The sequence below is a fragment of the Photobacterium sp. MCCC 1A19761 genome (genome assembly GCF_037389125.1).
Taxonomy (GTDB): domain Bacteria; phylum Pseudomonadota; class Gammaproteobacteria; order Enterobacterales; family Vibrionaceae; genus Photobacterium.
The window spans coordinates 163,427-188,660 of record NZ_JAZGTF010000003.1 but is presented as its reverse complement, the minus strand read 5'-3'; the positions used below and the strand labels follow the sequence as shown (position 1 = coordinate 188,660).

Genomic DNA, 25,234 nt, shown 5'->3' with positions numbered 1-25,234 from the left:
GCGTTCTGATATCAATCAGAGGCTCAGTCATACATTTTCCAGTTCTGCTCGCGGATCTTACTGATAAAGAGGCGCAGCTCGCCTTCGAGCGGCCGATCTTCACGGACCATTTCAAAATCTTTTTGAACGGAAGTCAGCATCGCTTGCAGCGCTGGGCTGAGGTGGCTGGTTTGCAACTCGCCTTGGGCCTCGCGAAGCAGCAAGGCTTGCGTTGATGCGAGCAGCGAGGCGGAAGCAACTTGTTCCGTCAGCTCGAGCACCCGGAGGCAGTCGCGGGAGGCGATGGTCCCCATGCTGACTTTGTCCTGGTTATGGCACTCGGTTGAGCGTGAGAAGACACTGGCCGGCATGGTGTGCTTGAGTGCTTCCGCGGTCCAGGCCGAAATCCCGATCTGTACGGCTTTGAAGCCATGGTTGATGGGTTTGCGTGCGCCGGTGGCACCGGTCAGGTTGAACGGCAGGCCGTTGTTAAACTTGTAATCCATCAACTGGGCCATCTGACGGTCCAGCAAATCGGCCAGATTGGCAATCGCCACTTTCAGGGTGTCCATCGCCATCGCAATATGACCGCCGTAGAAATGGCCGCCGTGCAGGACGCGTTCATTGTCACCATCAATGATTGGGTTGTCATTGGCACTGTTGAGTTCATTTTCAATCAGCTGACGCAGCCAGGGCAGGCTGTCTTGCAGCACGCCGATCACATGCGGTGCACAACGCAGAGAGTAGCGGTCTTGCAAGCGGTCGCTGTTCCGTGGCGGCAGGGAAGACTGTAGGTCGCTGCGTAACCAGCTGGCGATTTGCTGTTGTCCTTGATGTGGCTTCACGGCAAATAAGGCTTCATCGAAGTGGAAGTCATTGCCCTGCATGCCGACAGAAACCATCGCGGTGATCCGGGTCGCGAGCTGGGCCAGATACTCAGCGCGTTTATACGCCAGGCAGGCCAGCGCGGTCATCACGGAGGTGCCGTTCATGAGCGCCAAGCCTTCTTTCGGCTTGAGCGTGATCGGATGCAAACCCAGTTCGGTATAGACGTCGGAGGTCGCGCGGACCTCACCTTGATACACTACGTCACGCTCGCCGATCAGGGCGGCGGCCAGATAAGAGAGTGGCGTCAGATCGCCGCTGGCACCCACAGAGCCTTCCTGAGGGATCCGCGGGGTGATGTCATGATTGATCAGGGTGACGATTTGATTCAACAGCTCATGGCTGACCCCGGAAACCCCCTGAGTCAGTGAACACAAGCGTGTCGCCAGCACTGCACGGGCCTGCTGGTGATCAAGATGCTCACCGAGCCCGCAGCCATGAAAGCGGGTCAGGTGCAACGGCAGCTCATCGACCAGCTCCGGCGGGATCGCCACGGTACAGGAATCCCCGTAACCGGTTGTCACGCCGTAGATCACGCCTTCTTCTTTCAGCAGGCTTTCAAGGAACGCAACACCGCGGTCAATTTTTGCGGTAAATGCAGGGGAATTATTGATTTTGGCCTGGGCACCGTTGGCAATATCAACCACGTCTTCAATGGTCAGGCGTTCGGCACCAAACAGAATGGCATCTTGATTATCAGAGTTCATGAGAAAATCCATTAATTATCAGCAGATTAGAGGCTTGCCCTCTTATTGACGATCTCATCCTATACAATATACATCATGTAGCATAACAAGAGAGGACGGTTTTTCGAGGTTTGTCACGCCATGGGAAGTGGCTTGATAGAGACAATAGCCGTCTCATGGCCGGCATCGCGCCAGCCATTTTTGAGTTCGTGTATGTCTGCTTTGAAGATTGTTTCGAATGAAAGCTCTAGTGAGTCAAGATCACCATGATTGGTGTTACTTGTTCTGGAGCATGCTCAGTAAACCCGGAAACTTTGATTCTATTTCAGCATGGCGGAGCTTGGCCAAAGAGCGGTTCCCGTGATCTACATGCTCGATCAGCCCGGAATCTTTCAGGATCTTAAAGTGATGAGAACGTGTGGCTTTGGAGACTGAAAGGTCGAAAGAAGTACAGTGCCTTTCTGCGTTTGGTTCATCGTTGATCAGGTCAATGATGATTTTGAGCCGAACTGGGTGCGCAAGGGCTTTCAACATCTCCAGTGTTTCCTCGCGCGGTTGACTTGCGAGTATCTCATGTTCTGACATGTCGTTTTCCTATTTTATCCTTATGAAACAGATTGACACGGGTGTTCCGTATCTATAAGGTTCGAAAAATATCGAACGTTCGTATTTATTGATACGTATTGGCGTTGCCATACGTGCGATATCTTTCAAACCATTGTAGTGACAAAGATTGCGTCTGTCATGGACGAGGTGAGTATCAAACATGCGCCGCTCGCGAGGTGCTGGGACGGACTCTTACTGAGATGATGGATTCGTTCGAGGTGACTACAGATAATGATTAAAGGCTAACTATGGATGGAATACATCGAACAACCCGCACGTTTATGCTGTTTGCTGTCTTAATGGCTGTATTTATCGTGCCGAGCTCTATTTCAGGTACGGCAATTGCCTTGCCGTTTATCAGCGCAGAGTTGCAATCGGACCCGGCTAGTTTGCAGTGGGTGGTAAATGCTTTTAATTTGACGTTTGCCTGTTTTACGCTGATTTGGGGTAAATTTGCCGATGTGTTCGGCCGAAAGCGTTCGTTTATCGCAGGCGCATTGATTTATACACTGGCATCCATAGGTTCCGGGCTTGCGCCGAATATATTGTGGCTTGATGTATTTCGGGCGCTTGCCGGTGTAGGTGGCGCGGCTATTTTTTCCTGCGGCAGCGCGCTCTTTACTCATACTTTTGAGGGGGAGCAAAGAACAAGAGTATTCGCTTTGTTTGGGGTGACTGCAGGTTTAGGGATTACGTTCGGCCCCACGGTTTCCGGAGTTTTACTGGAACTGTGGAGCTGGCAAGCTATTTTTGCCATGCACGCCGTGGTGCTTACCGCTGTACTTGTGATGAGCTCCAGCATTCCAAGCGATGCTGACGAAGTAGGATCTGTGCCGCAGGTTGATTTCCCCGGGGCAGCTTTATTTATTGCCGGCATGTTCCTGTTGATGCTGGCGTTGTCCAGGGGGTACGAATGGGGATGGTTGAGTTTGAAAACCGCTCTTGCTGCGTTTGTTGGCGGGGTCATGTTCATTCTATTTATCGTTCGGATAAAAAGAGCAGTACATCCGGTGCTGAATCTGGTGTTGCTCAGAAACCATGGTTTCCTTGGCCTGATCTTAGTACCTGTGGTTGCCAGCTTTACCTTTGTGACATTGCTGACGTACTTCCCCACTTATCTGACCGGACCGATGCAACAGTCCGCAGCAACTGCGGGTCTCATGATGTTGTTTTTGACTTTGCCCGTGTTGGTGTTGCCGCTGATTGCCGGGAACTTAGCATCGCGAGGGGTGAGAACAGCGCGACTGATTTTCTTCAGCATCGTGAGCATGTTACTTGGGATCGGCTTACTGGGTCTGTTGGTTGAGTTGTCGGCCTCACTTTCATGGTTGGCGGTTGCCCTGCTGTTGATTGGAATGGGGATGGGAATCTCTGCGGGTTTAGTGGATGGTGAAGCACTCAGTAGTGTTAAAGCCGATGAAACCGGCATGGCTGCAGGGGTACTCAATACTTTCCGGTTAGGGAGTGAAGCCGTTGCCGTTGCGCTGTATGGTGCATTGATGAGCGCTTCGTTGACTCGACTTGTACCTGAACATCTGAGTCAGTTGAAAGAAGGGGATGTAGAGGCCTGGATTGCGGGAATGGCGTCTGGAAACTTTACCGGGTTGCTTGAGCTGGTGAATGCTAATGAGCAAGCGACGCTAAGCCAACAAATGATCGCAGTGTATAAAATGGCGTTTACAACAACGAATGCGCTCTTAGGGAGTCTTGCTGTGATTGTGAGCCTATTGGCCCTGTACTGTTTACGAAAGGTGAACCGTTTAGCTCACTGTCGTGAGGTGTTGAGGCGTTAGCCAACGGGGTAATGTGGTGTGTGTTGGGAGCGGTTTGCTTGATTCATTTCGCCTTGCTCGACAGCACGTATTGCATGAGCGAAAAAGCGCCCCCGCTGTATAGCGCGGGGGCGGTTTTTTCTTGCGTGAAGCCATGTTTGCGCGAAACTAGTCTTGCTGGAAGAAGCCCAGCTCAGGCTCAGGCTGCCTTCACGGACGAGATGTAATCGGCGAGGCTGGCGACGGAAGCAAAGTGCTGACGGGCGTCATTATCATCGCTGTCCAGAGAGATCTGATATTTTTTCTTCAGCGCCAGTCCTAATTCCAGCGCGTCAATTGAGTCCAGCCCCAGTCCGTCATTAAATAACGGCTCATCCGTCCCGATATCGTCAACGCTGATATCTTCAAGGTTGAGCGACTCAATGATCAGCTTTTTTAGTTCGAGGTGAAGTTGTTCCATACGTAACGTCCTTTCTGCGTCGGTTAGACTCGTTGTTAATATGCTCATTGTGACATATGTGTTGAGGTGGTTCATAACTGAGAAGCGGAAATTGGATCGAATTAACACTGTGATGTTTGTGCCCCGTATTCCCGGCTTTTCAGGGTGTTCATTTCGGCTCGTCAGAGTACAAGATGGCGTTGCCAGGACCAGCAATGGCGATCGGTTGTTAATTGCCACTGGTGCTGGTTGCTCAGCAAGTGTTTGATAAATTTGAGAGTTACCGGGGCTTCCTCTGGCTCAGGGGCGGACGGGGTATCCCAGTGAACCCGGTAGTGTTTGCCGCCGGTCAACAGCATCGCCAGGGCATAACTCTGGTAGTTTCCGGCATCGAATGACTGAAACTGCGCCGGCAGCGGGGCGTCATAGTCAACCAGCAAGACCCGGTGATCGGGATGCTCTGCCAGATACGCGGCAGCATCCACGAATGCGTTGTGCAGGGTGTCTTGTCCGGCCGCGATGGCTGTGACGGGCACCGGGCGGTTAGCGGCGATGGTAAACAGGCCGGCTGCCGTGTTGTGCACGGTTTGGGCAAAGTTGGTTGGTGACGCTTCTTCTCCTTGCTGGATGCTTTCGATCAGAGAGATAGTGCGTGCCAGTTCACCGTGCCGACTGGCAAAGACGATATAGTCTACCGGTTGATCCCGGGTCAGGGTGAGTGCTGCCTGTAGGGCCAGTTTACTCAACTGACTGGTGCGTCGACGCATCATCGGCGGGATCAGATTGGCCGGGACGGGGGCCGGGTCTTCGGGCCAGCGCATATCTTGCTGTGCCCATTCTTGCCACTGGCGGGTGTCAGTTAATCCGGGAGACAGGGCCAGCCAGTCGAGTAGCGTGAAGGAAAATGTGTTCATATTCATAGCCATCGTGATTACTTTATGGCTATGGTTGCATATATTAAAAACACGCCCCAGCAGAACCGGAATGATTATTGAGGCACTTCACTTTTTTTGCGTCGGGCGGCCTGGAAGGTGGCGAAGGAAGGCCCGCCACCCGGCAGAGAGCGGTTGGCGGGCATCAGGGGTGAAAGCAGCGTTACTGATGACGCGTGTCCCACCATTGCTGAGCCTGCTCGAGTGCGGCAGCCTGATCCGGACACACCTGCATCATCTTCAGCACAATCGCCATGGTTGAGACGACCGCATGGGCGCCGTAATTGTTGTCGACTTCTCCGTCCCAGACCTGCCGCAGGTACTCACCGCTGATCTCCCCGTGCTTACCGGAGGCTCCTTCCAGGAACGTTGGCCACTCTTCTTCATAGAGCTCCCCGCGCGATACCCCGGCCAGGCGGCATGCGGTGCGGGGGCTGCGCTCACTTTCGCCGCCCTCTCCCTTGAAGGCGACCATGTTCAGATCGCCGACTCGTTGCGCCGCTTCTGCGTGCAGTTTTTCATAGCCTTGGTGGAAAATTCCATGGATGGCAAAGGGAGCACGCGCTGGATTGAGCGCGCGGGCGACGGTGTTGAGCGGGGTCCGCAGGCCGACCTGCTTGCGCAGGGCCAGCAAATCCACCAGAGGCTCGCAATAGGCAGACAGCGGGATGTAGCAGATATCGTCATGGGCGAGAATGGTTTTGGCTTCTTCGGGGGTTGCGGCCTGCCGGATCCCGAGTGCCGGGCAGGCCGACTCAATCTGGAATTTTACTGCATCAACCGCGGCATGGCCGTGCAGCAGGATCCGTACACCATTTTTCGCTAACAGTTTGGCTGCCAGCAGCAGCCAGGGCGGTTGGCGCCGTTTGCCGGCGAAGCAGGGCCAGTCGAGGTCAATGGCAAGCTCCTGCCAGTCCGGATCGATCCGCTCGCGCAGCGCCTGAATATATCCGGCGGCCTCTTCACCGGTTTCGCAGCGGACCCGTTGCAGCATCAGCAGCACTGCCAACTGGAGCAACTCGGCTTTGCCGTCCAGGTACATGGTCAGTGCTTCCCGGGCTTCTTCCTGGGTCAGTGGCCGACGGCCTTTCTCGCCTCGGCCGACATGTTTAATAAATTCTGTAAATGCTGGCATTGCTTTCCCTAGTTCCATTTTTCACACTGATAATAACTATACCCCATTGAAACGGAATACGAATGTCTCGGTTGTTAACAAATCACCTACACTGTTAGAACTGTTGACGCGATGTAGATGTTTCGGAGGGAGAATGAAAATCGGACGTTTGGCGGTTACGTTATCCTTGTTGGTTTCATGTACCGCGTTTGGCGAAGGGCGGATGGTCAGCTATCAGATCAATGGCGAGGCGTATGAGGGGTATTACACCACCCCGGCTGAAAGCGGCAAACCTGCTCCTTTGGTGTTGCTGGTTCATGATTGGGACGGGCTGACTGATTACGAAGTCAAACGGGCAGAGATGCTGGCTGAAGCCGGCTATGCCGTCTTTGCCGCAGATTTATTTGGCGCCGGAGTCCGGCCGACCAAAAATGAAGACAAGCGGCAGCACACCGGGGAGTTGTATCAGGATCGCCAAAAAATGCGTGATTTGCTCCAGGGCGCCATGACCAAGGCGCAATCTTTGGGGGCGAACACCCAGCAGGCGGTGGCGATGGGATACTGTTTCGGTGGTGCGGCAGTGCTGGAGATGGCCCGCTCCGGGGCCGACCTAAAAGGTTTTGTGACCTTTCACGGCGGGTTGAGCACTCCTGAAGGTCAGGATTATTCGCAAACCAAAGGCAGCGTACTGATCCTTCATGGCGGGGCTGATCAGGCCATTTCCATGAGCGACTTCGCCGCCCTGTCGCAAGCACTGGAAAAAGCCAAAGTCGACAGTGAAATGATCACCTACAGCGGCGCGCCCCATGCCTTTACGGTGTATGGCTCGCCGAACTACCGTCAGGATGCGGATGTGAAGTCGTGGCAGCGCTTTCTGACCTATCTGAAATCCGTGTTTCCTGATGGATAATCAGTGGTTGGTACGGCACGTTGCATCATCATGATTTGATTGATTTTTACTGCTGCCTTGGTCATGCTGAGGGCAGGAGGGACTTATCATGAAGCAGTGTCCGGAAAAACCGATCCGTTGGGGGATCATCGGCTGTGGCAACGTCACGGAAGTGAAAAGCGGCCCGGCCTATCAGATGGCGGAAGGGTTTGAGCTGGTGGCTGTCATGCGCCGGGATGAAGCCAAAGCCCGCGATTACGCCAAGCGCCATGGTGTCGCGCGGTATTACACCGATGCTGATCAGCTCATTGCCGATCCCGAGGTCGATGCGGTGTATATCGCTACACCGCCGGATAGCCACAAAACCTATGCGTTAAAAGTGGCCGAGGCCGGCAAGCCGTGTTGTATCGAAAAGCCCCTGGCACCGGACTATGCCGACAGTGCGTTGATCACCGCAGCTTTTCGTAAGCGCTCACTGCCGTTGTTTGTTGCTTATTATCGGCGGTCACTGCCACGGTTTCGTCAGGTTCAATCCTGGCTGGCCGATGGCAAAATCGGTGAGGTTCGCCATGTCAGCTGGCAGCTCTCCAAACCGGCCAATGCGCTTGATTTGTCCGGGCAATATAACTGGCGCACCGATGCGGCAATTGCACCGGGCGGTTATTTCGATGATTTGGCCAGTCATGGTTTAGATTTGCTGATGTTCCTGCTGGGCGATATTTCCCGGGCCATGGGAATCTGCCTCAATCAGCAAGGGCTTTACAGCGCCGGAGATGCGGTGACCGGCTGCTGGCAGCATGAATCCGGCGTTACCGGGTGTGGCAGCTGGCATTTTGGCGCCGCTAAACGTGAAGATCGGGTGGAAATGATCGGCAGCCGGGGCAAGCTGGTGTTTTCCGTGTTTGATGAAGCGCCGGTGATGTTAATTAACGACACCGGCGAGCAAAGTCGTCTAATTGAAAACCCGCCGCACATTCAGCAGTTCCATGTCGCGGCCATGGCAGCGAACTTGTTGGGTGGTGAACCACACCCTTCCACAGGGGAGACAGCGACCCGAACCGCCTGGGTAATGTCCCAAATCCTGGGCCAGCCCAATTCATAACCATCTTTTTAAGGGGGAAGAGCTATGTTGTGTGTGACAACATCTGAAATCGCTCACCGGACCATTACCGAAACACTGGGGACAGTCTGCGGGAACGTGGTGCAATCGAAACATGTTGGTCGCGATATTATGGCCGGCTTTAAAACCATTTTTGGCGGCGAGATCCGCGGCTATACCGAAATGCTGGTGGAAGCGCGGGAAAAAGCCATGAGCCGGGCGATCGCCGAGGCCGAAGCCATGGGGGCGGATGCGATCGTCAACGTGCGCTTTACCACCAGTGCAATCATGCAGGGCGCGTCAGAAATACTGGTTTACGGTACGGCGGTGAAGCTGAAATAGACACTGAAATCAAGAGCGAATAACGTATTTAGGGTATTTGAGAGAATAGAAGCTCGCAATATGCGAACTTCTATTGATTTGTAAGCCGTTAATATTTTGATGAACGGCATTCTTTCAAATACGTTTTATAGTCAAACCTGTCTAAAGATGCATACTGTCCCCCCAAATAGACCACGAGCCGTCCGTCGTTCGTGACTCTGAATCCAGTCGCACCATCGGCTCCTTCGTCGGTAACACTGACGGAATAGCCCACGCTGGTTGAAGCTGCCGGGGTAGGACTGGTTGCGACGCTGAATGTGCCGTCATCGTTAAAGTAAGCAGGGTAAGCTTTGACTTGGTTCGTCCCCATATTTGCGCCACATGTGGTGTCTGTATAGGCGTGAACGATATACCAGTTCCCCGTACTATCTTCGACCAATTGAGCATTTTGACCGAGGCTTTTGTTACAGCCTGTATTGGATGGTGAGGTATAGCTGTTGACATAGGAAAAGGCGCGAATGTTAATTTCACCTTCTTTATCGGTGCCATATTGAAATAACTCAGCCACTGATGCCTTGTACGCCGCGCCCTGTGCATTGTCCATGTCGTGTAAAATTAACCAATAGTCATCTTCATGTCGGTTAATCCAAACATCCGTGATTTCCTCTATTTTATGATCCGTTTGAGTCAATGCCGCCACTTGTCCTTGGTCGCCGTCGATGGTGAATTTACGAAAGCGAACCGTTTTTTCATATTGAGAGGCGACAAGTAAATAACCCTGGTCTTTTGCGCTGTTCGTTGGGGCAGGTAACCAGGCAATACCAGACGGGTGTTGCTCACTAATATAAATCTTATCTTCAAGAGGCATAGTTTCGTTGCCGGAAATAAGGTCTTGGTTTGGATCAAACATACTTTCTGAGACCCGAAATGAGAGAATTTGTCCCTCATCACCTGAGCCTGTTTCTGAGTGGGAAATGAATGCGGTATGGGTGCCATTGCTCCACTGGTGCGACAGTGCAAAAGATTGATGGTGGTCACTGATCTCAAAGCTGTGATCAACTTCAGTATCAGCGACAAACGCCTGGCAGCTCTCTGCCAGGCTGGACAACACTTGCTCCATGGATAGATTTAACTGAGGCTGTTGATAAGCATCAGAGGTTGCATAGACTGAGCTACTGAAACCCAAGATAACCGTTGGTATTATATGTTTCATATTGAAAGTTCCATCTTTAATATTCAGATTAATTACAGGTGTTTAAATGGTGAGACGTTGAATTCTTACCGGGAAAATAATAGTTATGTTTAATGTTCAGATTTCATCATGCTGTTTTCTGTTCATGATTAACGCCCAATTTTTGACAGCATCTCTGGAGATATAAATCGGCTGATCACAAACATAAACAGAATCGATGGGATGAGTAATATTAGCGCCGTAATCGATGCGATTTGATAATTGCCCTCCATGCTTGCCGTATATAACAGGAGCGGTAAGGTGCTTATCTCTGGTGCACCGACAAAGAAAGTTCCGGTGAACTCATCAAGAGATTCAAGGAACACGAAGATACCACTGGCCACAATACCCGGTGTCGCTTGAGGCAAAGTGATATGGAAAAAGGTATAGACAGGGCCTGCGCCCAAATTTCTGGATGCCCGGATCATCAAAGGGTCTATACCGGAAAAAGCCGCGACGCTAATCCAGACCGAAAACATCAGACCATGGACACTGTGTACCAGGACGACCCCGAGAAAAGTCCCGTTGAGTCCGAAGTCGTAGAATATTCCTGCGATGTTCATGTACACCGTCAGGTTAGGAAACGCCTGAGGGATCAGAAACAACAGCATCCAGAATATTCTGAAAGGCATCTTTTGCTTTGCAAGCGCATAACCCGCAGGAATAGAGACGGAGAGACAGACCGCAACCGTGGTTAAAGCAATCAAGATGCTGGTTGTTAGTGAGCCGGTAACATCACTATAAGGGCTGAACACCTGATCCCAGTATTTGAGCCCCCATTGGGAGGGTAAAGCGTAAGGAAAATACCAAACTTCGGCTACCGTCCAGATGAGCAAATTGATGATCGGACCGAACATGATCAATGCCAGACAGATGACAAAGACAAATTGTGGAAAGGCATCCAGACGGATTAAGTTTGAAAATCGGGATCTATTTGCTCTGGTCAAAGAGCGTATTGTTAGTTCTTGACTCACTATACACCAGCCTTATCTTTAAGATTCTGACGAAGATAGAACCAGGCAAACGCAGCACAAATACAGTAAGAAATAAGGCCCAGTGCATTTGCGGTATGGTAATCACCGTAAGAGTTGATTCGAAATGCCATGTCGGCGGTCATCATGGTGGGTGTGCCGGTGCCAATCATCAGCGGTACAGATAATGCTGACATCATCGTCACAACAGACAGGACCATGGCGACACCGATTGTTGGGATAATCTGAGGCAGGATAATCTGAAATAGGATCCGAGTTCTTGAGCCCCCTAAGTTTCTCGCGGCACGGACCTGGGATTCATCGATGGCCGACATCGCTCCGGAAATAAGCAGCGTCGAAAAAGCGAGTTGTTTCCAGACAAAAGTAATGATGATGCCACTCCAGCCGAGGAATGAAATGGTTTCTAGAGGGGTAAATAATCCGGCTTCAATGAGCGCGTTATTCATCAACCCATTTTTAGCTAAAAAGGTTCTCATCATCTGAGCTGTCACGATGAGTGGGATGAACAGAGGCAGTCGATAAAGTATCCCTAAAACCCGAACGAGCGATGTAAAGGGAGAGAGGCGTAATGTTGCTGCAATGAATATCGACAGCACACATAAAATGACCATTGAACTCAGCACGATAATTATCGTAAACAGAATATCGTTGGAGTACAGTTCGACCGCATTCTCCAGATGCGCTGTCGTCAACGCACCAGTATCGGTGAACAGCGCGGAAAAAAGAGAAAAGGCTAATGGGTAGAGGAAAAACAGACCGACCATGAATGCCGCCGGCAGTACCATCGAGATGTTTTTGATTGGGTTGTAATGCATAATATTTCCAGTGAAATCAGCCACGATGTAAAGCTCAAGAGGTGTGTAACCTCTTGAGCATACAGCGATTAATTTGCAACCTTACGCTCATAACCTTCTTTGATATCATCAAAATAGGGTGCGATCGGGAAACTCTTACCGTACTGAGAGAGATCCTCCGGCGTAATTTCCGCGAATAACTTCTGCCAGCTTTGCTTATCCAGGTGCTTTTTAACGTACGTTGCATCAATGCCCGGATACCAGTTGAAGCGTTTCACGATGCCCTCCGCTTGGATGTCAGGGCTGGTCGCCAGCTCGATAAATTCGCGAGCGAGCTCTGGATTGGCCGCTTTTTCCGGCACCACGTAGTACATTGGTTGTCCTGGCATACCCGGCGCAAGTAGAGAGAGTTTCAGTGAAGGCGGGATCTTGCCCTGTTCTTTCCAGCTATAGAACATATCGACCCAGACCGGTCCCATGAAGATCTCGCCCCGGTTGAGCATGTCCAGCGTCCCGGCGTTACCCGGCGTGAACGTGATGTTCTTATTAAACGCTTTCAGCTGTTCGAACGCGGCATCCCACTGAGACTGAATACCTTTTTGATATGGTTTACTGGACAGCTTGTCTGCATCCGAGCCATATGCATAAACCCAACCGGTCACAAAGCTCACACCGGACATCCCGTTCTTGATGCCGTTGTAGCCGAATGCTTTGGGATTTTTTTCAACCCATTGAACAAGCTCATCATATGATTTCGGGGGGATCGGGATCAGGTCGCTGTTATACGCAATAGCGGTCTGGCTGTGGAACATTGGCATGACATAACCATCAACATTGGTACCCAGCGCATTCCTGGCACTGTCACGGGTGACCATCGTGCCTGTATTGATATCGTCCCGGTAGCTAGCCAATAGCCCTTGCTGAACCATCTCGCCGCCAATTTTTTGATGGACAACCGCGACATCGATATCCCACGTTTTCAGGCCACTTTTATTTTGAGCAGAGAGCTTTTCCAGAATTTTATGAGAGCCTGCATCGCCAGGGCCGGTACCGACAACATTAATCTTGACGCCTGGGTGCGCGGCTTCAAACTTTGGCGCTAAGTAGGTTTTTACGTAGTCGACCATGTTTTGGCTTCCTGCAGATGCGACATTCAGTGTTGTTTCCGCTTGGCTTGCGCCGGAAACAAGAATGGCACCCATAGCTGTCAGTAAAGTCATCTTGGTTTTTACAAACATCGCTAATCCTTAATTGAGGTAGTTACTCGTGGGTGAGTGAATCGTTAGTGTTGCCCGTGATACATATGGAGCGAATGGTGTGGCACGCGTAATAAAACGTTTAACTCGGGTTCAAGGGGGGTCGGGTGAATCGCTTGAATCAGCTGACCCTCACACTCGACGCTGACACGATAGTTGTGGCCAAAGAACGCACTTTGCATAACCCTCCCGGAAAGCTGCAGCCCGTCTTCATCAGACAGGGAGCGACGGGGTGTATTGCCATTATCCTCCACCAATTTCGCTTTCTCGCTTCGGAAGTAAATTTGCAGCTCTTTGCTGTTTTCAGGCCAGATAATCCGATTGTCCGCCCCCATAAAGTCGGCGACAAAAGGCGTTTTGGGTTGATGATAAACTTCCTCAGATGTCCCCAGTTGCTCGATTTTCCCCTGATTCAGAACAGCAATGCGGTCTGCCATGACCAGGGCTTCTTCCTGATCATGGGTCACGATCAGGGATGTAAAACCGAATTGTTTTTGCAAAGATTTAATTTCATGGCGTACCTGAAGCCTGACTTTTGCATCCAGATTCGACAGCGGCTCATCGAGAACCAAAATGTCCGGCCGAATTGCCAAAGCTCTTGCCAAAGCAACGCGTTGGCGTTGACCGCCGGACAGATCCGTCACTTTCTGATCTTTGAGCCCTGCTAGATTGACGATCGCCAAAAACTCATCGATTCTTTGAGCAATTTGTTGCGCGGGAACCTTTCTCACTTTCAGGCCATAGCCGATGTTCTGCGCAACAGTCATATGCGGCCAGAGTGCGTAGCTCTGAAAAACCATGGTGATATTTCGTTTCTCTGCCGGTAGGTTGGTCATGTTTTTGTCACCAAACCGGATCTCGCCTTCAGAAACAGGAAGAAAGCCACAAAGCGCATTCAGTAGCGTCGTTTTACCGCAGCCGGAAGGACCAAGCAGAGCAATCATCTCGCCTTGATGAACGGTCAGATTTATATCTGAGAGTATCTGCTTATTTCCGTAACCGGCACATAAGCCCTGAATGTTTAAACTCGTCATTGTTACCTCAAAAATCAGAAAGATATAAAGTTCACTTCTGATGCTTAGATTTTTTTTGCCTCGATGAACACGTGTTCACTGGCGTGTAAAAAAAATGCAAAACTTAACAGACATCATATGAGCGTACTTTGAGCTTGCTTTATGACAAATTAATTAATGAAAGAAGAAAGTTTGGTTTAAACAATGAAAATTGAAGTTATTGGATGTGGCAGTGCTTTCTCAACAATCAGCAATACATCGGCGTTACTTGTAACAGACAATACAGGGAACCAGCTATTGATAGATTGCGGCCCGACTATTCCCCGGGCGTTATTTAGTCGTGCTGCAAGCGTCAACGAAATAGGCGCTATATATTTTACGCACATTCATCCGGATCATTGCACGGGGATCACGGCATTATTTAATTACTGGAAAAGCCATCACCGTACTGAGCCTGTGACTATTTTTTGTCAGGAAGAGAATAAAGCCCCGTTGCAGTTTCTCGCCTTATTTGCCAACTGGCCAGCCAAAGAACTGTGCTTCGAAGTTCACTGGCAAATGATCACGGATCATTTTGTATGGAATCACTGGCAGTTGGACACGGCTGAAACACAGCATGAGCTGACGAATAAGGCAGTACGAATTTCAGCTGATGGCCAGCGGTTGTTTTATAGCGGGGACGGCAGGCCGACTCAGGCGACGATTGATTTAATGCAACATACAGATTTGGCATTCCAGGAGTGTGCTTCATTTGACGCCCTGGATGAAACTTCATCCCACGGCGACTTCTATGCTTGTAAAGCTTTGTTAGAAAAATCCAATATAAAACGGCTCGGCCTTTATCATTGCTGGGATGAAGCCATTGCGGAAATAAAACAGAGCGCAGCAACAATCGAACATCTGTTTGTGAGTCACGATGGTTTAACCTTCGATTTATCAGAATGACAAAATGGTGGATACCAAGTTGAGCACCAAAAATAAACCCAATGTCGTGACCGCGCAGGATGTGGCGAATTTAGCCGGCGTATCACGATCAGTTGTTTCCAGGACGTTTACTGAAAACGGCAGTCTCTCGGAAGCGACGAAGCAAAAAGTACTGAAAGCCGCTGAACAACTCGGTTACCAGGTGAACTTTCTGGCACAAGGGTTAAACCGGCGCCGCAGCCAGCTGATAGGGGTGGTTGTCGCGCATATCAATGACCCTTTCAGAAGCCATTTGCTGGAAGCCCTGTTAAAAGAGATCCAGGCGCGAGGCTACCAGGCCATGGTGACTGAGGTTCGCCCGGGTGATGAACTTGATGAAACCATGCGCCGCTTTACGCAATACCGGGTATCCGGAGTCGTCGTCACTTCCGGTCAGCCGCCGGAGGCGTTGGTTAAAGAGTGTCTTCAATACAGCATTCCGATTGTCGGTATTAACCGGGAAATAGACCTGCCCAAAGTCGACGTCGTTTGTTCCGATAACCACGCTGGCGCCAAACTGGCAGCCGATCAGCTGATCGCCGTCGGATGCCGTTCAATCGGTTGGCTGAATTACAAACACTCGACCTGGTCGGGCTTAGACCGGGAAAAGGGCTTTCAAAGCTCACTCAAGGGTTGGTTAGAAAACAAAGACCATGAATATATTGAGATTCAATCGGAAAGAAATGGATATGAAGGTGGATTTCTTGCTGCTGAGCAGTTGATAGCTTCTGGTCAACGACTCGATGGTATTTTCTGCGCCACAGCGCTCATGGCCTGCGGTTTTCTCGATGGCATGCGAAAAAATGGGCTGGATGCACCCAAAGACTTTCACATCATTGGCTTTGATAACACGCCTTTAACGGCTCAATATAGCTACCGGCTGACCACGATAGAGCACGATGTCGTTGAAACGGCCAAGCGCGCCTTATGGTGTCTGGAAAGCAGAGCGCGTCATGAGGACATGGCACAGAGAGTTGAGCTGATTCCGGTCAAACTCATCACAAGAAACACCTCACCCATCCACACGCAGGATTCATAGGTACGAAAATGAAAGCAGCAGAGAAACTGGAAGCGCTGGAAAAGGCAATTAGAATCGCAGGAGACAAAGCGCTGTCTTTTCGCGAACAAGGTTTAACGATCGAAGTCAAAGGTAAGAATGATTTTGTGACTCAGGTCGACAGGGAAGTTGAAACAGAGATTAAAAGCGTCATCAGTCATCTGTTCCCTGAGGATGGTTTTTTGGGTGAAGAGAGCGGCATTAGCGCAGGAGAAGAAGGGATTTGGGTGATCGACCCAATTGATGGCACGACCAACTATATACAAGGGATGGATTATTGGTGTATCTCCGTTGCCTATGTAAATAATGATCAAATTGAACTGGGTTATATTTATGCGCCGGAAAGGGATGAATTCTTTGCGGCTCGAAAGGGGCTGGGCGCTTGGTTGAACGGACGTTGTTTAAAGATGGAAAATGAAGCGGAAGGCCAGTCTATCATTGGCATTGGCCACTCTAACCGCAGACCCCTGTCAGACGTGATCAACCTATTGGCCATTTTAGATGAAAACAACGTCGATCATCGCCGTTTTGGCGCTGGTGCACTGATGCTTGCTCATGTTGCTTCAGGGCTCGTTCATGGATATTTTGAAGCGCACCTCAACAGCTGGGATGCGCTTGCGGGGTTAATTCTGGTCGAGGAAGCTGGCGGATGTGTCCCCGACTTTCTGGCCAATGATGGATTAATCAATGGGAATCCCGTTTGGGTCAGTACTCAGCGTCTGTGGCCCGTCCTCAGCACCTATATGGAACAATTCTCATGATGGCTATCGACATTACTCTAGTTGGCTATGGAGCTGCCCTCTGTACAACCTGCTCGTTTATTCCTCAGGTTTGGCAAGTCATTCAGTCAAGAAATACCGAGTCCATTTCACTCCTGATGTACTGTATTTTTGTCTTTGGTGTCTTTCTCTGGTGTGTCTATGGTGTGGTCGTCAAAGATTTACCATTAATTATGGCCAATCTTGTTACGCTCATTCTGGCGGCTATCATACTTGCCATGAAGCTTCGAGATACCATTAGTAAGGCAGAACATTAGTTCATTTCGCCAAACAATTGCGCGAGGCTTTATCTAACATATCCGAAGACGAGCGGCTGCCGGGTGATCCCCAGGCAGCCTGTCTGTATAGAGCTGAAAGGAATCACGCTTGAAGATTATCCCTGAAATTGAAGTGACCCGATTGGAACATGACGCGATCACCCAACTTCGCAATGCTTCATTTCCTGACCACCAAGTTGAACGTTCATATTATAAGCAACTGCCCCACATGCGCGTGCTCCAATACGGCCATGGCCAGCTCATCGGCTATATGGGGCTGGATTATCGCGTGGTTTGTGTGGGTGGTACCCCGTTGAAGGTGCTGGGGGTGATCGACATTTGTATCGACAAATCCTCTCAGGGCCAAGGCATTGGCTCTGCCATGCTCACCGAGCTGAGCGATTATGCCGCTGCAAGGGATGTGGATTTCATTATTCTGATGTCGGAGCTGGATGCTTTTTATACGTCCAATGGTTTCAATAAAGTCAGCGGGCCGAGTTCCTGGTTGCGATTGCACGAGCATCAGAACTACGGTATTGCCTTTGACCAGCTCGACGGCATATTTGTAAAACCCATGAGCGGCAAAGCCTGGGCACCCGGCCACCTGGACTGGTTGGGCTATTTGTATTAAATCCCGCCGTGCTGCTGGTCAGGCAAGAGCGCGTTTAACAAGGAAGTACACATGAGCGAACAAGTACAGACAGTTTTAAGATGGATCAAAGCGATTCTAGAGCAGGAAAACATCCCCTATCAGATCGTTGGCGGTCTGGCGGCTCATATTCATGGCGGCTCGCGAGAAGTGGCTGATATCGATCTCTACATACCCAAGTCCCAGGTGAATAACCTCTTGCCTCACGTAGGGGCTTATATCTCAAAGCCGCTCGCGCATTATGTCGAGGAATGCTGGGATCTCGAGTATTTTCAGCTGATTTATCACAATCAAAAAATAGAAATTGGCCTGCTTCCTGGTACCAAAATACGTGCTGCCGGCAGTGATACGTGGTTTGAGGTGGAAGCCAACTTCGAGCAATCTGTCCCTGGGAGTTACGAGGGAGTCGTAGTGCCAGTCATGCCTGTGGCGGACTTGGTGGCTTATAAAAAGGTGCTTGGCCGGGAAGTCGATCTGATTGATATTGCAGAGTTGTCGGGTGAGTGACGTTGGGCGATTTCTGTATGATATTTGGTGTTCGCCTCAGTGACCCGATAAGATACTGGGGGAACATTTCTCCTTATATTCACACAGTGAGCCAACATGAAGCAATCAATCGTCCATATTGCACTGGTCGTCCGAGATTACGACGAAGCTTTAGGCTTCTATCTTAATAAACTCAAATTCGAGCTGGTGGAAGATAGTTATCAGCCCGAGCAGGATAAACGCTGGGTTGTGGTGTCCCCGCCAGGCTCGAACGGCGTGACCTTGTTGCTGGCGAAAGCCTCGAAGCCGGAACAACTGGAGTTTATCGGCAATCAGACTGGCGGCCGGGTATTTTTGTTTTTACAAACCGATGATTTCTGGCGCGATTACCACCGGATGGTGGCCGACGGCATCAAGTTTGTACGGCCGCCGAAAGAGCAGGACTATGGCACCGTTGCGGTGTTTGAAGATCTTTACGGTAATTTATGGGATTTACTGCAACTAAACGCGGATCATCCGATCTCAAGACGCTTGGCTGATCAAGCGGGGTAAGTGGAATCCTCGGAATTCACGAGGCAGGCATTGCTCGCGTTAAATGAATAGGCTCATTTTACTCAGTGACCTTGAGCTCTGATATTAGCAGTTGGTGATCTAACAAATTGAAAATAGATGTATTTTGTGAATATAGTGTCTAGAAAGAGCAGGGCGGGCTGCGTGAAAAGGAGCATGCTGCCTAATTGGCTGTTATAACCTTTAGGAAAATCACAAACTATGGTTAAAAACTTTGAGTGTGGCAAAGTGGTGCAAATTCCACTTTCAAATGGAAAGTTCAGCTACGGTTTGATCATATCCGATCCTCTTGTCGTATTTTCTGAGAATTCTTATGACGTCCCTCAAAGTGATTTCGGTAAGGTCTTTGGCGGAAAGTTGTTCAAGATTTGGGTTATGAAAGATGCTTTGGGTAAAAATGGTTGGTCTAAAGTAGGCTGCATTGAAGCTAACCTAATCGAATTATCCGAGCCTAAATTTTATAAGTTTGACCTTATCTCAAAGCAGTTTTCTATTTACACAAATGGCAATGAGATACCAGCGACGAAAGAAGATTGTATTGAGTTAGAGTGTGCAGCGGTTTGGTCAAAAGAGCATGTCGAAGAAAGGCTTCTCGCTTTAAGTGAAGGACGAGAAAGCAAGTGGGTAAGCTCTTTGTCTGCTGAGTCTCGAGTATAACAAGGTCATCGAGGTGACGCTGGGCATTTTTGGTTTGAAGTTCAGTTGGCTTGGTGAGTTCGGTGGGGCGCACCTTATGACTGGCGTTATGTTTTATGAGGATTTCATGAACTTAAATGATTTTCAGAAGAAAGTGTTTGAAATGTCATCAGTTACGAAAGGCCACTCGGGGTTCGCAGCTAAGTCGAGTATTCGCTATGTTGAGCGAGCCTTTGAACTTGCAGGAATAATGCCTGAAGTGGCTACATTTTTAGCTATCACTGCTGAAGAGGAGGCTGCAACGGCTTTATTTATTGCGTTGAAAAGCAAAGCATACCTTCGATCTAAAGAACTAAAACTGCATGATCATAAACATAAGGGAGGACTGTACCCATTTTTAACTCTCCTAGGTGTTGCACTAAAGCTAAGTGAAATTCCGTATCAGCTAGTCGTTGAAAACTATAATGGGCGAGATATGCTCAAGATCCAGTTGTCGCTCGGTGGTTTCGTTATACAGCCAGACCCACCACTTAACCACGTTTCTGTGGACGCTTCAGGCAATACTAAAAATTACCTGCACGAAGTACGTGCTGTTGCGTCTGAACGAGGAATTACGTCAATATTTCAATATATTAAAGATACCGCTAACAAAAGAAATTTATTGCTATATGCATCTGCTAGTGCGCTACCTAGTGTTGAAAATGTTAGCTCAGAGCTTCAGAGGCATATCGGTGCAACTATATTGATTCACATAATTTATCTTTTGGTTGTTCAGCATAGTAAACAGAATTTGGTTGAAGAGTGTGTGGATGTGTATTTGAAGGTTCAACATAATCTTGAAAATAAAACATAGCGAACAACTATGGCGTCAATAATTAAATTCATGCTGTTTATTCTTCCCACCTGACGCCATCGCGAAGCATCGTATTGAAGATGACAACTATCTTCCTGACGCATGCAATGATGGCTACTTTTTCGGTTCATGGGCGCTACGCCGACCAACGTGGCAGCTTGTTTGCTGGTGGTGCAGCCGAGTTCAGTAAGAATAGTGTCCAATAATGGGAGGCACCTCAGGCTCCCCCTCGATGATAGCAAGCGGGATATTGGCAAACGTCGCGAGAACTTTCGAACGTGATATTGTTTTGTGGTTCAACACCTTGCCTTGACGATCCTCACAGTCGATACTGAATTTATGATGGGTGAAATAATGCCATCAACAGGTTGTGATATGGTGGCCTCCGGTGATTTCATGATCAGACTGACCAAGTGTGGCAAAGCCTGATGAAGGGAGTCCATGTTATTCATTAGGCTAATCGGACGAACATCGTTAATCGACTCGCACTAAAGAGGAATTTTTGTGCTCCCAGTTTTAGTCTTTCTTTGGTTGGGTTTATCATATTTTGCAATGAATGTTGTTGCCACTTTTGATAGGTAAGTTGATGGGTATAGTAGTTTTTATCGCCACGCTAGTTTTGGTGAAATTCATAGAAGCGCATCTTGATCTCACGTATAACATTTTGTCAGATCCATTCAACCTAAAATTGGCTGCACTAGACTTCGTGTTGTTTGTATCGATTTATGCTGCGTTAACATATTTGTATGAAAAAAGTGGTAATTACCTAAAGAAGAAGCAAAGCTAAGAATTCATTGCTAACTGTGAGAGTTAGCCCAACAAGGCTATATGGACTCCCCCAGTTGTCAACAACAGCGTCAGGTAATGCAAGGTTGGGACTGCCGCTCTACATTCGGTCTGTTTATTGGCATTGATGCCATGACCCTGATGACAGTACGCGGTTGCGGTTCCTCATTCGTTAGAAAGCATCAAACGTGCCCGCCGCAATATCAGGTTTTCCCGCAAAAGATCTGAACCTTACATCATCTCATCATTGGCTATTGCCATGGCCCGGTGAAGCAAGTCACTCCGTTGACGAAGAAAACTCAGTTTTTATATGGGTTGATATTCCGTATCGTTCCTTAACAGTGACCAGATAATTAGGGCATTTTTTGCCGCAAGGGCAACAATGGCTCATTTGAAACCTCGGCGTCCGACGAGACTTTTGCACCATAAACTGAGTCGGTCAGTTTTATCGCCGAGACTGGCGATCACTGTCCGTGCGCCATGAACTAAGAGCGTTCGCAAATATTGGTCACCTTTGTCATCTCATCATTGGCTATTGCCATGGCCCGGTGAAGCAAGTCACTCCGTTGACGAAAAACACTCAGTTTTTATATGGGTTGATATTCCGTATCGTTCCTTAATAGTGACCAGATAATTCGGGTATTTTATGCCGCAAGGGCAACAATGGCTCATTTGAAACCTCGGCGTCCGACGAGATTTTTGCACCATAAACTGAGTCGGTCAGTTTTATCGCCGAGACTGGCGATCACTGTCCGTGCGCCATGAACTAAGAGCGTTCGCAGATATTGGTCACCTTTCTTGGTAACTTGCTCGAGCCTTGGCTTGCCGCCGGTTGAGTATTGGCTGAGAACCAGCCCAAGCCAGGCGGCAAAATCCCGGCCTTTATCGAACTGCTCACCCTTGTTGCCGATATTTCCTGTAGTTATCTCTTGACCCATTAGGTCAGCTGTCCTAAATTTCAAGTTAGGACGGTTGTCCTATGAGTTTGGATCGTTGATGGAGGCGTTTCGGTGGCCAATAAGCTAACAAGAGATCGCATTGTCGATCAGGCGGATCAATTGTTCTATGAGCAGGGTTTTGAGCATACATCTTTCGCGCAAATCGCGGAAGCCTTAGGCATTTCCCGAGGAAATTTCTACTACCATTTCAAGACCAAGGACGAAATCTTGGATGCTGTAATCAGCCATCGCCTTGTTCGAACGAATTCAACGCTTGATAACTGGGAACTGAAAGGCGATACACCAATTGAACGTATCCGCAGTTTCATCAATATTCTGCTAATGAATCGGGCCAAAATTAAACGCTTTGGCTGCCCGGTGGGGACGCTTTGCACGGAGCTTGCCAAGCTGAATCACCCTGCGAAAGGTCACGCAAATGAGTTGTTTTCGTTATTCAGATCTTGGTTGCGCCGACAATTTGAGCTGCTTGGCCGTCATGATGATGCTGATGAGTTGGCAATGCACCTGCTCGCATCCAGCCAGGGAGTCGCAACACTTTACAGTGCATTTAAAGATGAGACATTTATTCAGAACGAGGTCAACCGTCTTGAAGATTGGTTAACCTCTATTGCAAATGGTGGCAACACTCAATCGGAGGAGATTTAATGTTTATCGTTCTTTTACGGTTCTCAGAAAACAAAGACCGGGCCAGTGATTTTATGGATGGGCACAATCAGTGGATCAGGCGTGGTTTCGAAGATCAGGTTTTCTTAATGGTGGGCGCCCTTCAGCCAGGTCTTGGAGGCTCTATTATTGCGCATGGTGAGTCAAAAGAAGCGCTCGAGAGCCGGGTTAATCAAGACCCATTTGTGGCAGAGAATATCGTGACGGCAGAAATTCTAGAAATTGAGCCGAGAAAAGCTGATGAACGGTTGAATTTTCTTCTGACTAACTAAGGGATTGAGCGATGAACGCTAAGGTTAGGGGCCCTGATGGTGAACTGCGTTGCAACTGGTGTTCGGTTGCTCCAGAGTTCTTTGAATATCACGATAATGAGTGGGGCTACCCAGTTGACGACGATATCCGGCTGTTTGAAAAACTGTGTCTCGAGAGCTTTCAATCCGGTCTGAGTTGGCGAACGATTCTCGCTAAACGAGAGAACTTTCGTGCTGCTTTTTCAAATTTCGATTTTAAATTGGTGGCAAAATACAATGACGCTGATATTGAGCGGTTATTGAAGGATGAAGGGATTGTCAGGCATCGGGGAAAGATAGAAGCTGTGATTAATAATGCAAGAAGGGCCCAAGAGCTTGTTGCACAGGAAGGCTCACTGGCCGCTTACTTCTGGCGATTCGAGCCAGATGAGAATAGTTTGCTTGAACCCCAAACGGCATCGACTTCAGAGGAATCTATTGCGCTATCGAAGGCTTTGAAAAAGAAGGGCTGGAAGTTTGTTGGCCCCACGACCCTTTATGCATTTATGCAAGCAATGGGACTTGTCAATGATCACGCTGATGGCTGCGTATTCAGGGAAAAAGTCGAGCAAGCACGTAAGCGTTTCAGGCGTCCTGGGTGCGTATAATGCTCTAGTATATGAGCCTTCTCGGTATCGAGGCGTAAAGCGAACCCATTGGCTGCATAGCAGCCAATGTATTTGAATCATAAAGTCGTCTACTTCGTTTTCTCATTTTCGCCATTTACATCAGGCTTACTGCAAAAACATATTGAGGGTCTCTTACTGCGGTCTCACCGCTGCCTGCCGACATGATGCAAAACGGCCATGGAATCGATCCCGTCAACTCAGACGGAAACGATTCAAAGACATGGTATTTTGATGCCGTGATCTTTGGCGGATGGCCGAGTTGAGTCAGCTCCCGGACCCAGTAATGGGAGGCCCCACAGGCTCCATCCCACGATGGCCGGTGGGATATTGGCAAACGTCGAGAGAGCTTTCGATCTTGATATTGTTTTGTGGATCAACATATTTCCAGGGTGATCCTCGCCGTGGATACTGAAACGATGCTTGGCTAAATCGATGCCACAGACAGGCTTTGACATGGTGGCCCGGTAATTTCGTGCTTAGACTTATCAAGTGTGGCAAAGCCTGATGAGGGGAGTTCATGTCATTTGTTAGGCTGTGTTAAGACACCTGCACGGAACCACCGGGAGATAGCCATGAGCGAGTACCATACGCGCATATCCGAAACAGGCACGCACCAACTGCTCGTTGAGCCGGAGTGGCTGGAGGAACACATTGATGATCCCGACCTGCGCGTGGTGGACGCAACGGTGCAGGTTAAGCTTTGGCCATTCCCGCGCGTCAAGAGCGGTCGATGTGGGTTTGAGCGGAGTCACATTCCAGGCGCAGCGTTTGCAGACCTCTTGAATATATCGGACCCCCAACGGCCTTCCTGCACATTTACGATGCCAACCGCGGAATGGTTCGCCGATCACATGGGTCGGCTTGGCATCGGAGAAGGCACTCGTGTCGTGCTTTACGATGCGCGGGAAAACATGTGGGCCGCGAGATTGTGGTGGATGCTCCGCACGTTTGGGTTCGACAACGCGGCGGTACTTAACGGTGGGTGGACGGCCTGGCGGCTTGAAGGCCGTCCGGTCTCCTCGAAACCTTGCGCGTACCCGACTGCCACGTTTACCCCGCGCGTCCGGCCGGAGCTCATCGCTGACAAAGGGGAGGTGCTGGCCGCGATTGACGACTCGACGACGTGCATCGTGAATGCACTCGGCCGGCGGCAGCATCGTGGTGAGCGTAAAGAATATGGGGGGCGAGGGCATATTCCAGGTGCAAAAAACGTGACGGCATGGGAAATCCTCGACCGGGAGACAATGCGCTATCGTCCGGTTGAAGAGCTGCGCAAGCTGTTTCGCCCAATGCTTGAGGCCGACCGCGTTATTACCTACTGTGGCGGCGGCATTGCCTCTTCGAGCGATGCGTTTATTCTCCACTTGCTGGGACATCGGAACGTCGCCGTGTACGACGGAGGGCTCATCGAGTGGTCGGCAGATCGCAACTTGCCCCTTGAGCTTGGAGAATGATGCTTATACGTACGCCGCATTACACATATTAAGGGTCTCTGAAAACAGGCTCTCCGCTGCCTGGTTTCTGGCCGGGCTACGAGACATGGTTCCGTTAACTCAGACAAAAAGCGCAGGCTTCTTCTCCGGAGGTCGTCGCCAGAATATTGGCAAAAGCTGTGAGAATTTTCGATCGCGTGATTGTTTTGTAGAACA

At 49.6% G+C, this 25,234-nt stretch carries 27 protein-coding genes and 1 pseudogene; 17 read left to right on the top strand and 11 right to left on the bottom strand.

The window, feature by feature from the left end; translation table 11 throughout:
• Positions 1 to 23: 23 nt before the first annotated feature.
• Positions 24 to 1,571, bottom strand: a complete 1,548-nt coding sequence (locus VV869_RS05950; RefSeq protein ID WP_337734053.1) for an HAL/PAL/TAL family ammonia-lyase — start codon at positions 1,569 to 1,571, stop codon at positions 24 to 26.
• A 255-nt stretch (positions 1,572 to 1,826) separates the two neighbouring features.
• Positions 1,827 to 2,135, bottom strand: coding sequence for an ArsR/SmtB family transcription factor (locus tag VV869_RS05945; protein ID WP_337734052.1), 309 nt, complete (start codon positions 2,133 to 2,135; stop codon positions 1,827 to 1,829).
• Between the two features lie 269 nt (positions 2,136 to 2,404).
• Between VV869_RS05945 and VV869_RS05940 the strand changes: the two genes are divergently transcribed.
• Complete coding sequence (locus VV869_RS05940; protein WP_337734051.1) at positions 2,405 to 3,949, top strand: MFS transporter; 1,545 nt, start codon at positions 2,405 to 2,407, stop codon at positions 3,947 to 3,949.
• Positions 3,950 to 4,127: 178 nt separating this feature from the next.
• On the opposite strand, the gene VV869_RS05935 is transcribed toward VV869_RS05940, so the two are convergent.
• The 3 genes from VV869_RS05935 to VV869_RS05925 form a co-directional block, all read right to left on the bottom strand.
• A complete protein-coding gene (locus VV869_RS05935; RefSeq protein WP_261603414.1) occupies positions 4,128 to 4,388 on the bottom strand; it encodes a phosphopantetheine-binding protein in 261 nt (86 codons plus the stop codon).
• A gap of 161 nt (positions 4,389 to 4,549) precedes the next feature.
• Positions 4,550 to 5,281 (bottom strand): beta-ketoacyl synthase chain length factor, encoded by a 732-nt coding sequence (locus VV869_RS05930; protein ID WP_337734050.1) that lies wholly within the window; start codon positions 5,279 to 5,281, stop codon positions 4,550 to 4,552.
• Positions 5,282 to 5,462: 181 nt separating this feature from the next.
• Positions 5,463 to 6,434, bottom strand: coding sequence for a glycosyl transferase family protein (locus VV869_RS05925; RefSeq protein ID WP_337734049.1), 972 nt, complete (start codon positions 6,432 to 6,434; stop codon positions 5,463 to 5,465).
• Positions 6,435 to 6,567: 133 nt separating this feature from the next.
• On the opposite strand from VV869_RS05925, the gene VV869_RS05920 reads away from it, so the two are divergent.
• From VV869_RS05920 to VV869_RS05910, 3 genes are all read left to right on the top strand, one after another.
• A complete protein-coding gene (locus tag VV869_RS05920; protein ID WP_337734048.1) occupies positions 6,568 to 7,323 on the top strand; it encodes a dienelactone hydrolase family protein in 756 nt (251 codons plus the stop codon).
• A gap of 88 nt (positions 7,324 to 7,411) precedes the next feature.
• Entirely contained in the window at positions 7,412 to 8,404 is a 993-nt protein-coding gene (locus VV869_RS05915; RefSeq protein WP_337734047.1) for a Gfo/Idh/MocA family protein, read from the top strand.
• A gap of 24 nt (positions 8,405 to 8,428) precedes the next feature.
• Entirely contained in the window at positions 8,429 to 8,743 is a 315-nt protein-coding gene (locus tag VV869_RS05910) for a heavy metal-binding domain-containing protein (RefSeq protein ID WP_337734046.1), read from the top strand.
• 88 nt (positions 8,744 to 8,831) lie between these two features.
• Here the strand turns inward: VV869_RS05910 and VV869_RS05905 are convergent, their stop codons facing one another.
• The 5 genes from VV869_RS05905 to VV869_RS05885 all read right to left on the bottom strand — a co-directional run bounded on the left by VV869_RS05905 (position 8,832) and on the right by VV869_RS05885 (position 14,029).
• Entirely contained in the window at positions 8,832 to 9,935 is a 1,104-nt protein-coding gene (locus VV869_RS05905) for a hypothetical protein (protein WP_337734045.1), read from the bottom strand.
• A gap of 128 nt (positions 9,936 to 10,063) precedes the next feature.
• Positions 10,064 to 10,927, bottom strand: coding sequence for an ABC transporter permease (locus VV869_RS05900; protein WP_337734044.1), 864 nt, complete (start codon positions 10,925 to 10,927; stop codon positions 10,064 to 10,066).
• Positions 10,927 to 11,760, bottom strand: coding sequence for an ABC transporter permease (locus VV869_RS05895; protein ID WP_337734043.1), 834 nt, complete (start codon positions 11,758 to 11,760; stop codon positions 10,927 to 10,929). Before VV869_RS05895 ends, VV869_RS05900 begins: the two co-directional genes overlap by 1 nt.
• A gap of 68 nt (positions 11,761 to 11,828) precedes the next feature.
• Positions 11,829 to 12,977, bottom strand: coding sequence for an ABC transporter substrate-binding protein (locus VV869_RS05890; RefSeq protein ID WP_337734042.1), 1,149 nt, complete (start codon positions 12,975 to 12,977; stop codon positions 11,829 to 11,831).
• Between the two features lie 44 nt (positions 12,978 to 13,021).
• The gene (locus VV869_RS05885; protein WP_337734041.1) at positions 13,022 to 14,029 is read right to left on the bottom strand and encodes an ABC transporter ATP-binding protein; all 1,008 of its coding nucleotides are present in this window, start codon (positions 14,027 to 14,029) and stop codon (positions 13,022 to 13,024) included.
• 183 nt (positions 14,030 to 14,212) lie between these two features.
• Between VV869_RS05885 and VV869_RS05880 the strand changes: the two genes are divergently transcribed.
• From VV869_RS05880 to VV869_RS05840, 9 genes are all read left to right on the top strand, one after another.
• A complete protein-coding gene (locus VV869_RS05880; RefSeq protein WP_337734040.1) occupies positions 14,213 to 14,953 on the top strand; it encodes an MBL fold metallo-hydrolase in 741 nt (246 codons plus the stop codon).
• Positions 14,954 to 14,957: 4 nt separating this feature from the next.
• Entirely contained in the window at positions 14,958 to 16,010 is a 1,053-nt protein-coding gene (locus VV869_RS05875) for a LacI family DNA-binding transcriptional regulator (protein WP_337734039.1), read from the top strand.
• An 8-nt stretch (positions 16,011 to 16,018) separates the two neighbouring features.
• The gene (locus VV869_RS05870; protein ID WP_337734038.1) at positions 16,019 to 16,789 is read left to right on the top strand and encodes an inositol monophosphatase family protein; all 771 of its coding nucleotides are present in this window, start codon (positions 16,019 to 16,021) and stop codon (positions 16,787 to 16,789) included.
• A complete protein-coding gene (locus VV869_RS05865; protein WP_337734037.1) occupies positions 16,786 to 17,064 on the top strand; it encodes a SemiSWEET transporter in 279 nt (92 codons plus the stop codon). The genes VV869_RS05870 and VV869_RS05865 overlap by 4 nt, the downstream gene beginning before the upstream one ends.
• Before the next feature lie 109 nt (positions 17,065 to 17,173).
• Complete coding sequence (locus VV869_RS05860; RefSeq protein WP_337734036.1) at positions 17,174 to 17,695, top strand: GNAT family N-acetyltransferase; 522 nt, start codon at positions 17,174 to 17,176, stop codon at positions 17,693 to 17,695.
• Between the two features lie 51 nt (positions 17,696 to 17,746).
• Positions 17,747 to 18,220, top strand: coding sequence for a nucleotidyltransferase domain-containing protein (locus tag VV869_RS05855; RefSeq protein ID WP_337734035.1), 474 nt, complete (start codon positions 17,747 to 17,749; stop codon positions 18,218 to 18,220).
• Between the two features lie 96 nt (positions 18,221 to 18,316).
• The gene (locus VV869_RS05850; RefSeq protein WP_337734034.1) at positions 18,317 to 18,751 is read left to right on the top strand and encodes a VOC family protein; all 435 of its coding nucleotides are present in this window, start codon (positions 18,317 to 18,319) and stop codon (positions 18,749 to 18,751) included.
• A 219-nt stretch (positions 18,752 to 18,970) separates the two neighbouring features.
• Positions 18,971 to 19,426 carry an Imm26 family immunity protein gene (locus VV869_RS05845; RefSeq protein ID WP_337734033.1) on the top strand — a complete coding sequence of 152 codons (456 nt, stop codon included), beginning with the start codon at positions 18,971 to 18,973 and terminating at the stop codon, positions 19,424 to 19,426.
• Between the two features lie 13 nt (positions 19,427 to 19,439).
• Positions 19,440 to 20,258: a hypothetical protein gene (locus VV869_RS05840; protein ID WP_337734032.1), complete on the top strand. Its 819-nt coding sequence runs from the start codon at positions 19,440 to 19,442 to the stop codon at positions 20,256 to 20,258.
• A 1,430-nt stretch (positions 20,259 to 21,688) separates the two neighbouring features.
• Here VV869_RS05840 and VV869_RS05830 read toward each other — a convergent pair.
• A pseudogene (locus VV869_RS05830) lies at positions 21,689 to 21,958 on the bottom strand (transposase); the annotation flags it as partial.
• 96 nt (positions 21,959 to 22,054) lie between these two features.
• Between VV869_RS05830 and VV869_RS05825 the strand changes: the two are divergent.
• The 4 genes from VV869_RS05825 (at position 22,055) to VV869_RS05810 (ending at position 25,039) form a co-directional block, all read left to right on the top strand.
• On the top strand, positions 22,055 to 22,648 hold the full coding sequence (locus VV869_RS05825; RefSeq protein WP_337734031.1) for a TetR/AcrR family transcriptional regulator: 594 nt from the start codon (positions 22,055 to 22,057) through the stop codon (positions 22,646 to 22,648).
• Positions 22,648 to 22,938, top strand: a complete 291-nt coding sequence (locus tag VV869_RS05820) for a YciI family protein (RefSeq protein WP_337734030.1) — start codon at positions 22,648 to 22,650, stop codon at positions 22,936 to 22,938. The genes VV869_RS05825 and VV869_RS05820 overlap by 1 nt, the downstream gene beginning before the upstream one ends.
• Positions 22,939 to 22,949: 11 nt before the next feature.
• Positions 22,950 to 23,564, top strand: coding sequence for a DNA-3-methyladenine glycosylase I (locus VV869_RS05815; protein ID WP_337734029.1), 615 nt, complete (start codon positions 22,950 to 22,952; stop codon positions 23,562 to 23,564).
• A 593-nt stretch (positions 23,565 to 24,157) separates the two neighbouring features.
• Positions 24,158 to 25,039 carry a sulfurtransferase gene (locus VV869_RS05810; protein ID WP_337734028.1) on the top strand — a complete coding sequence of 294 codons (882 nt, stop codon included), beginning with the start codon at positions 24,158 to 24,160 and terminating at the stop codon, positions 25,037 to 25,039.
• Positions 25,040 to 25,234 lie beyond the last annotated feature (195 nt).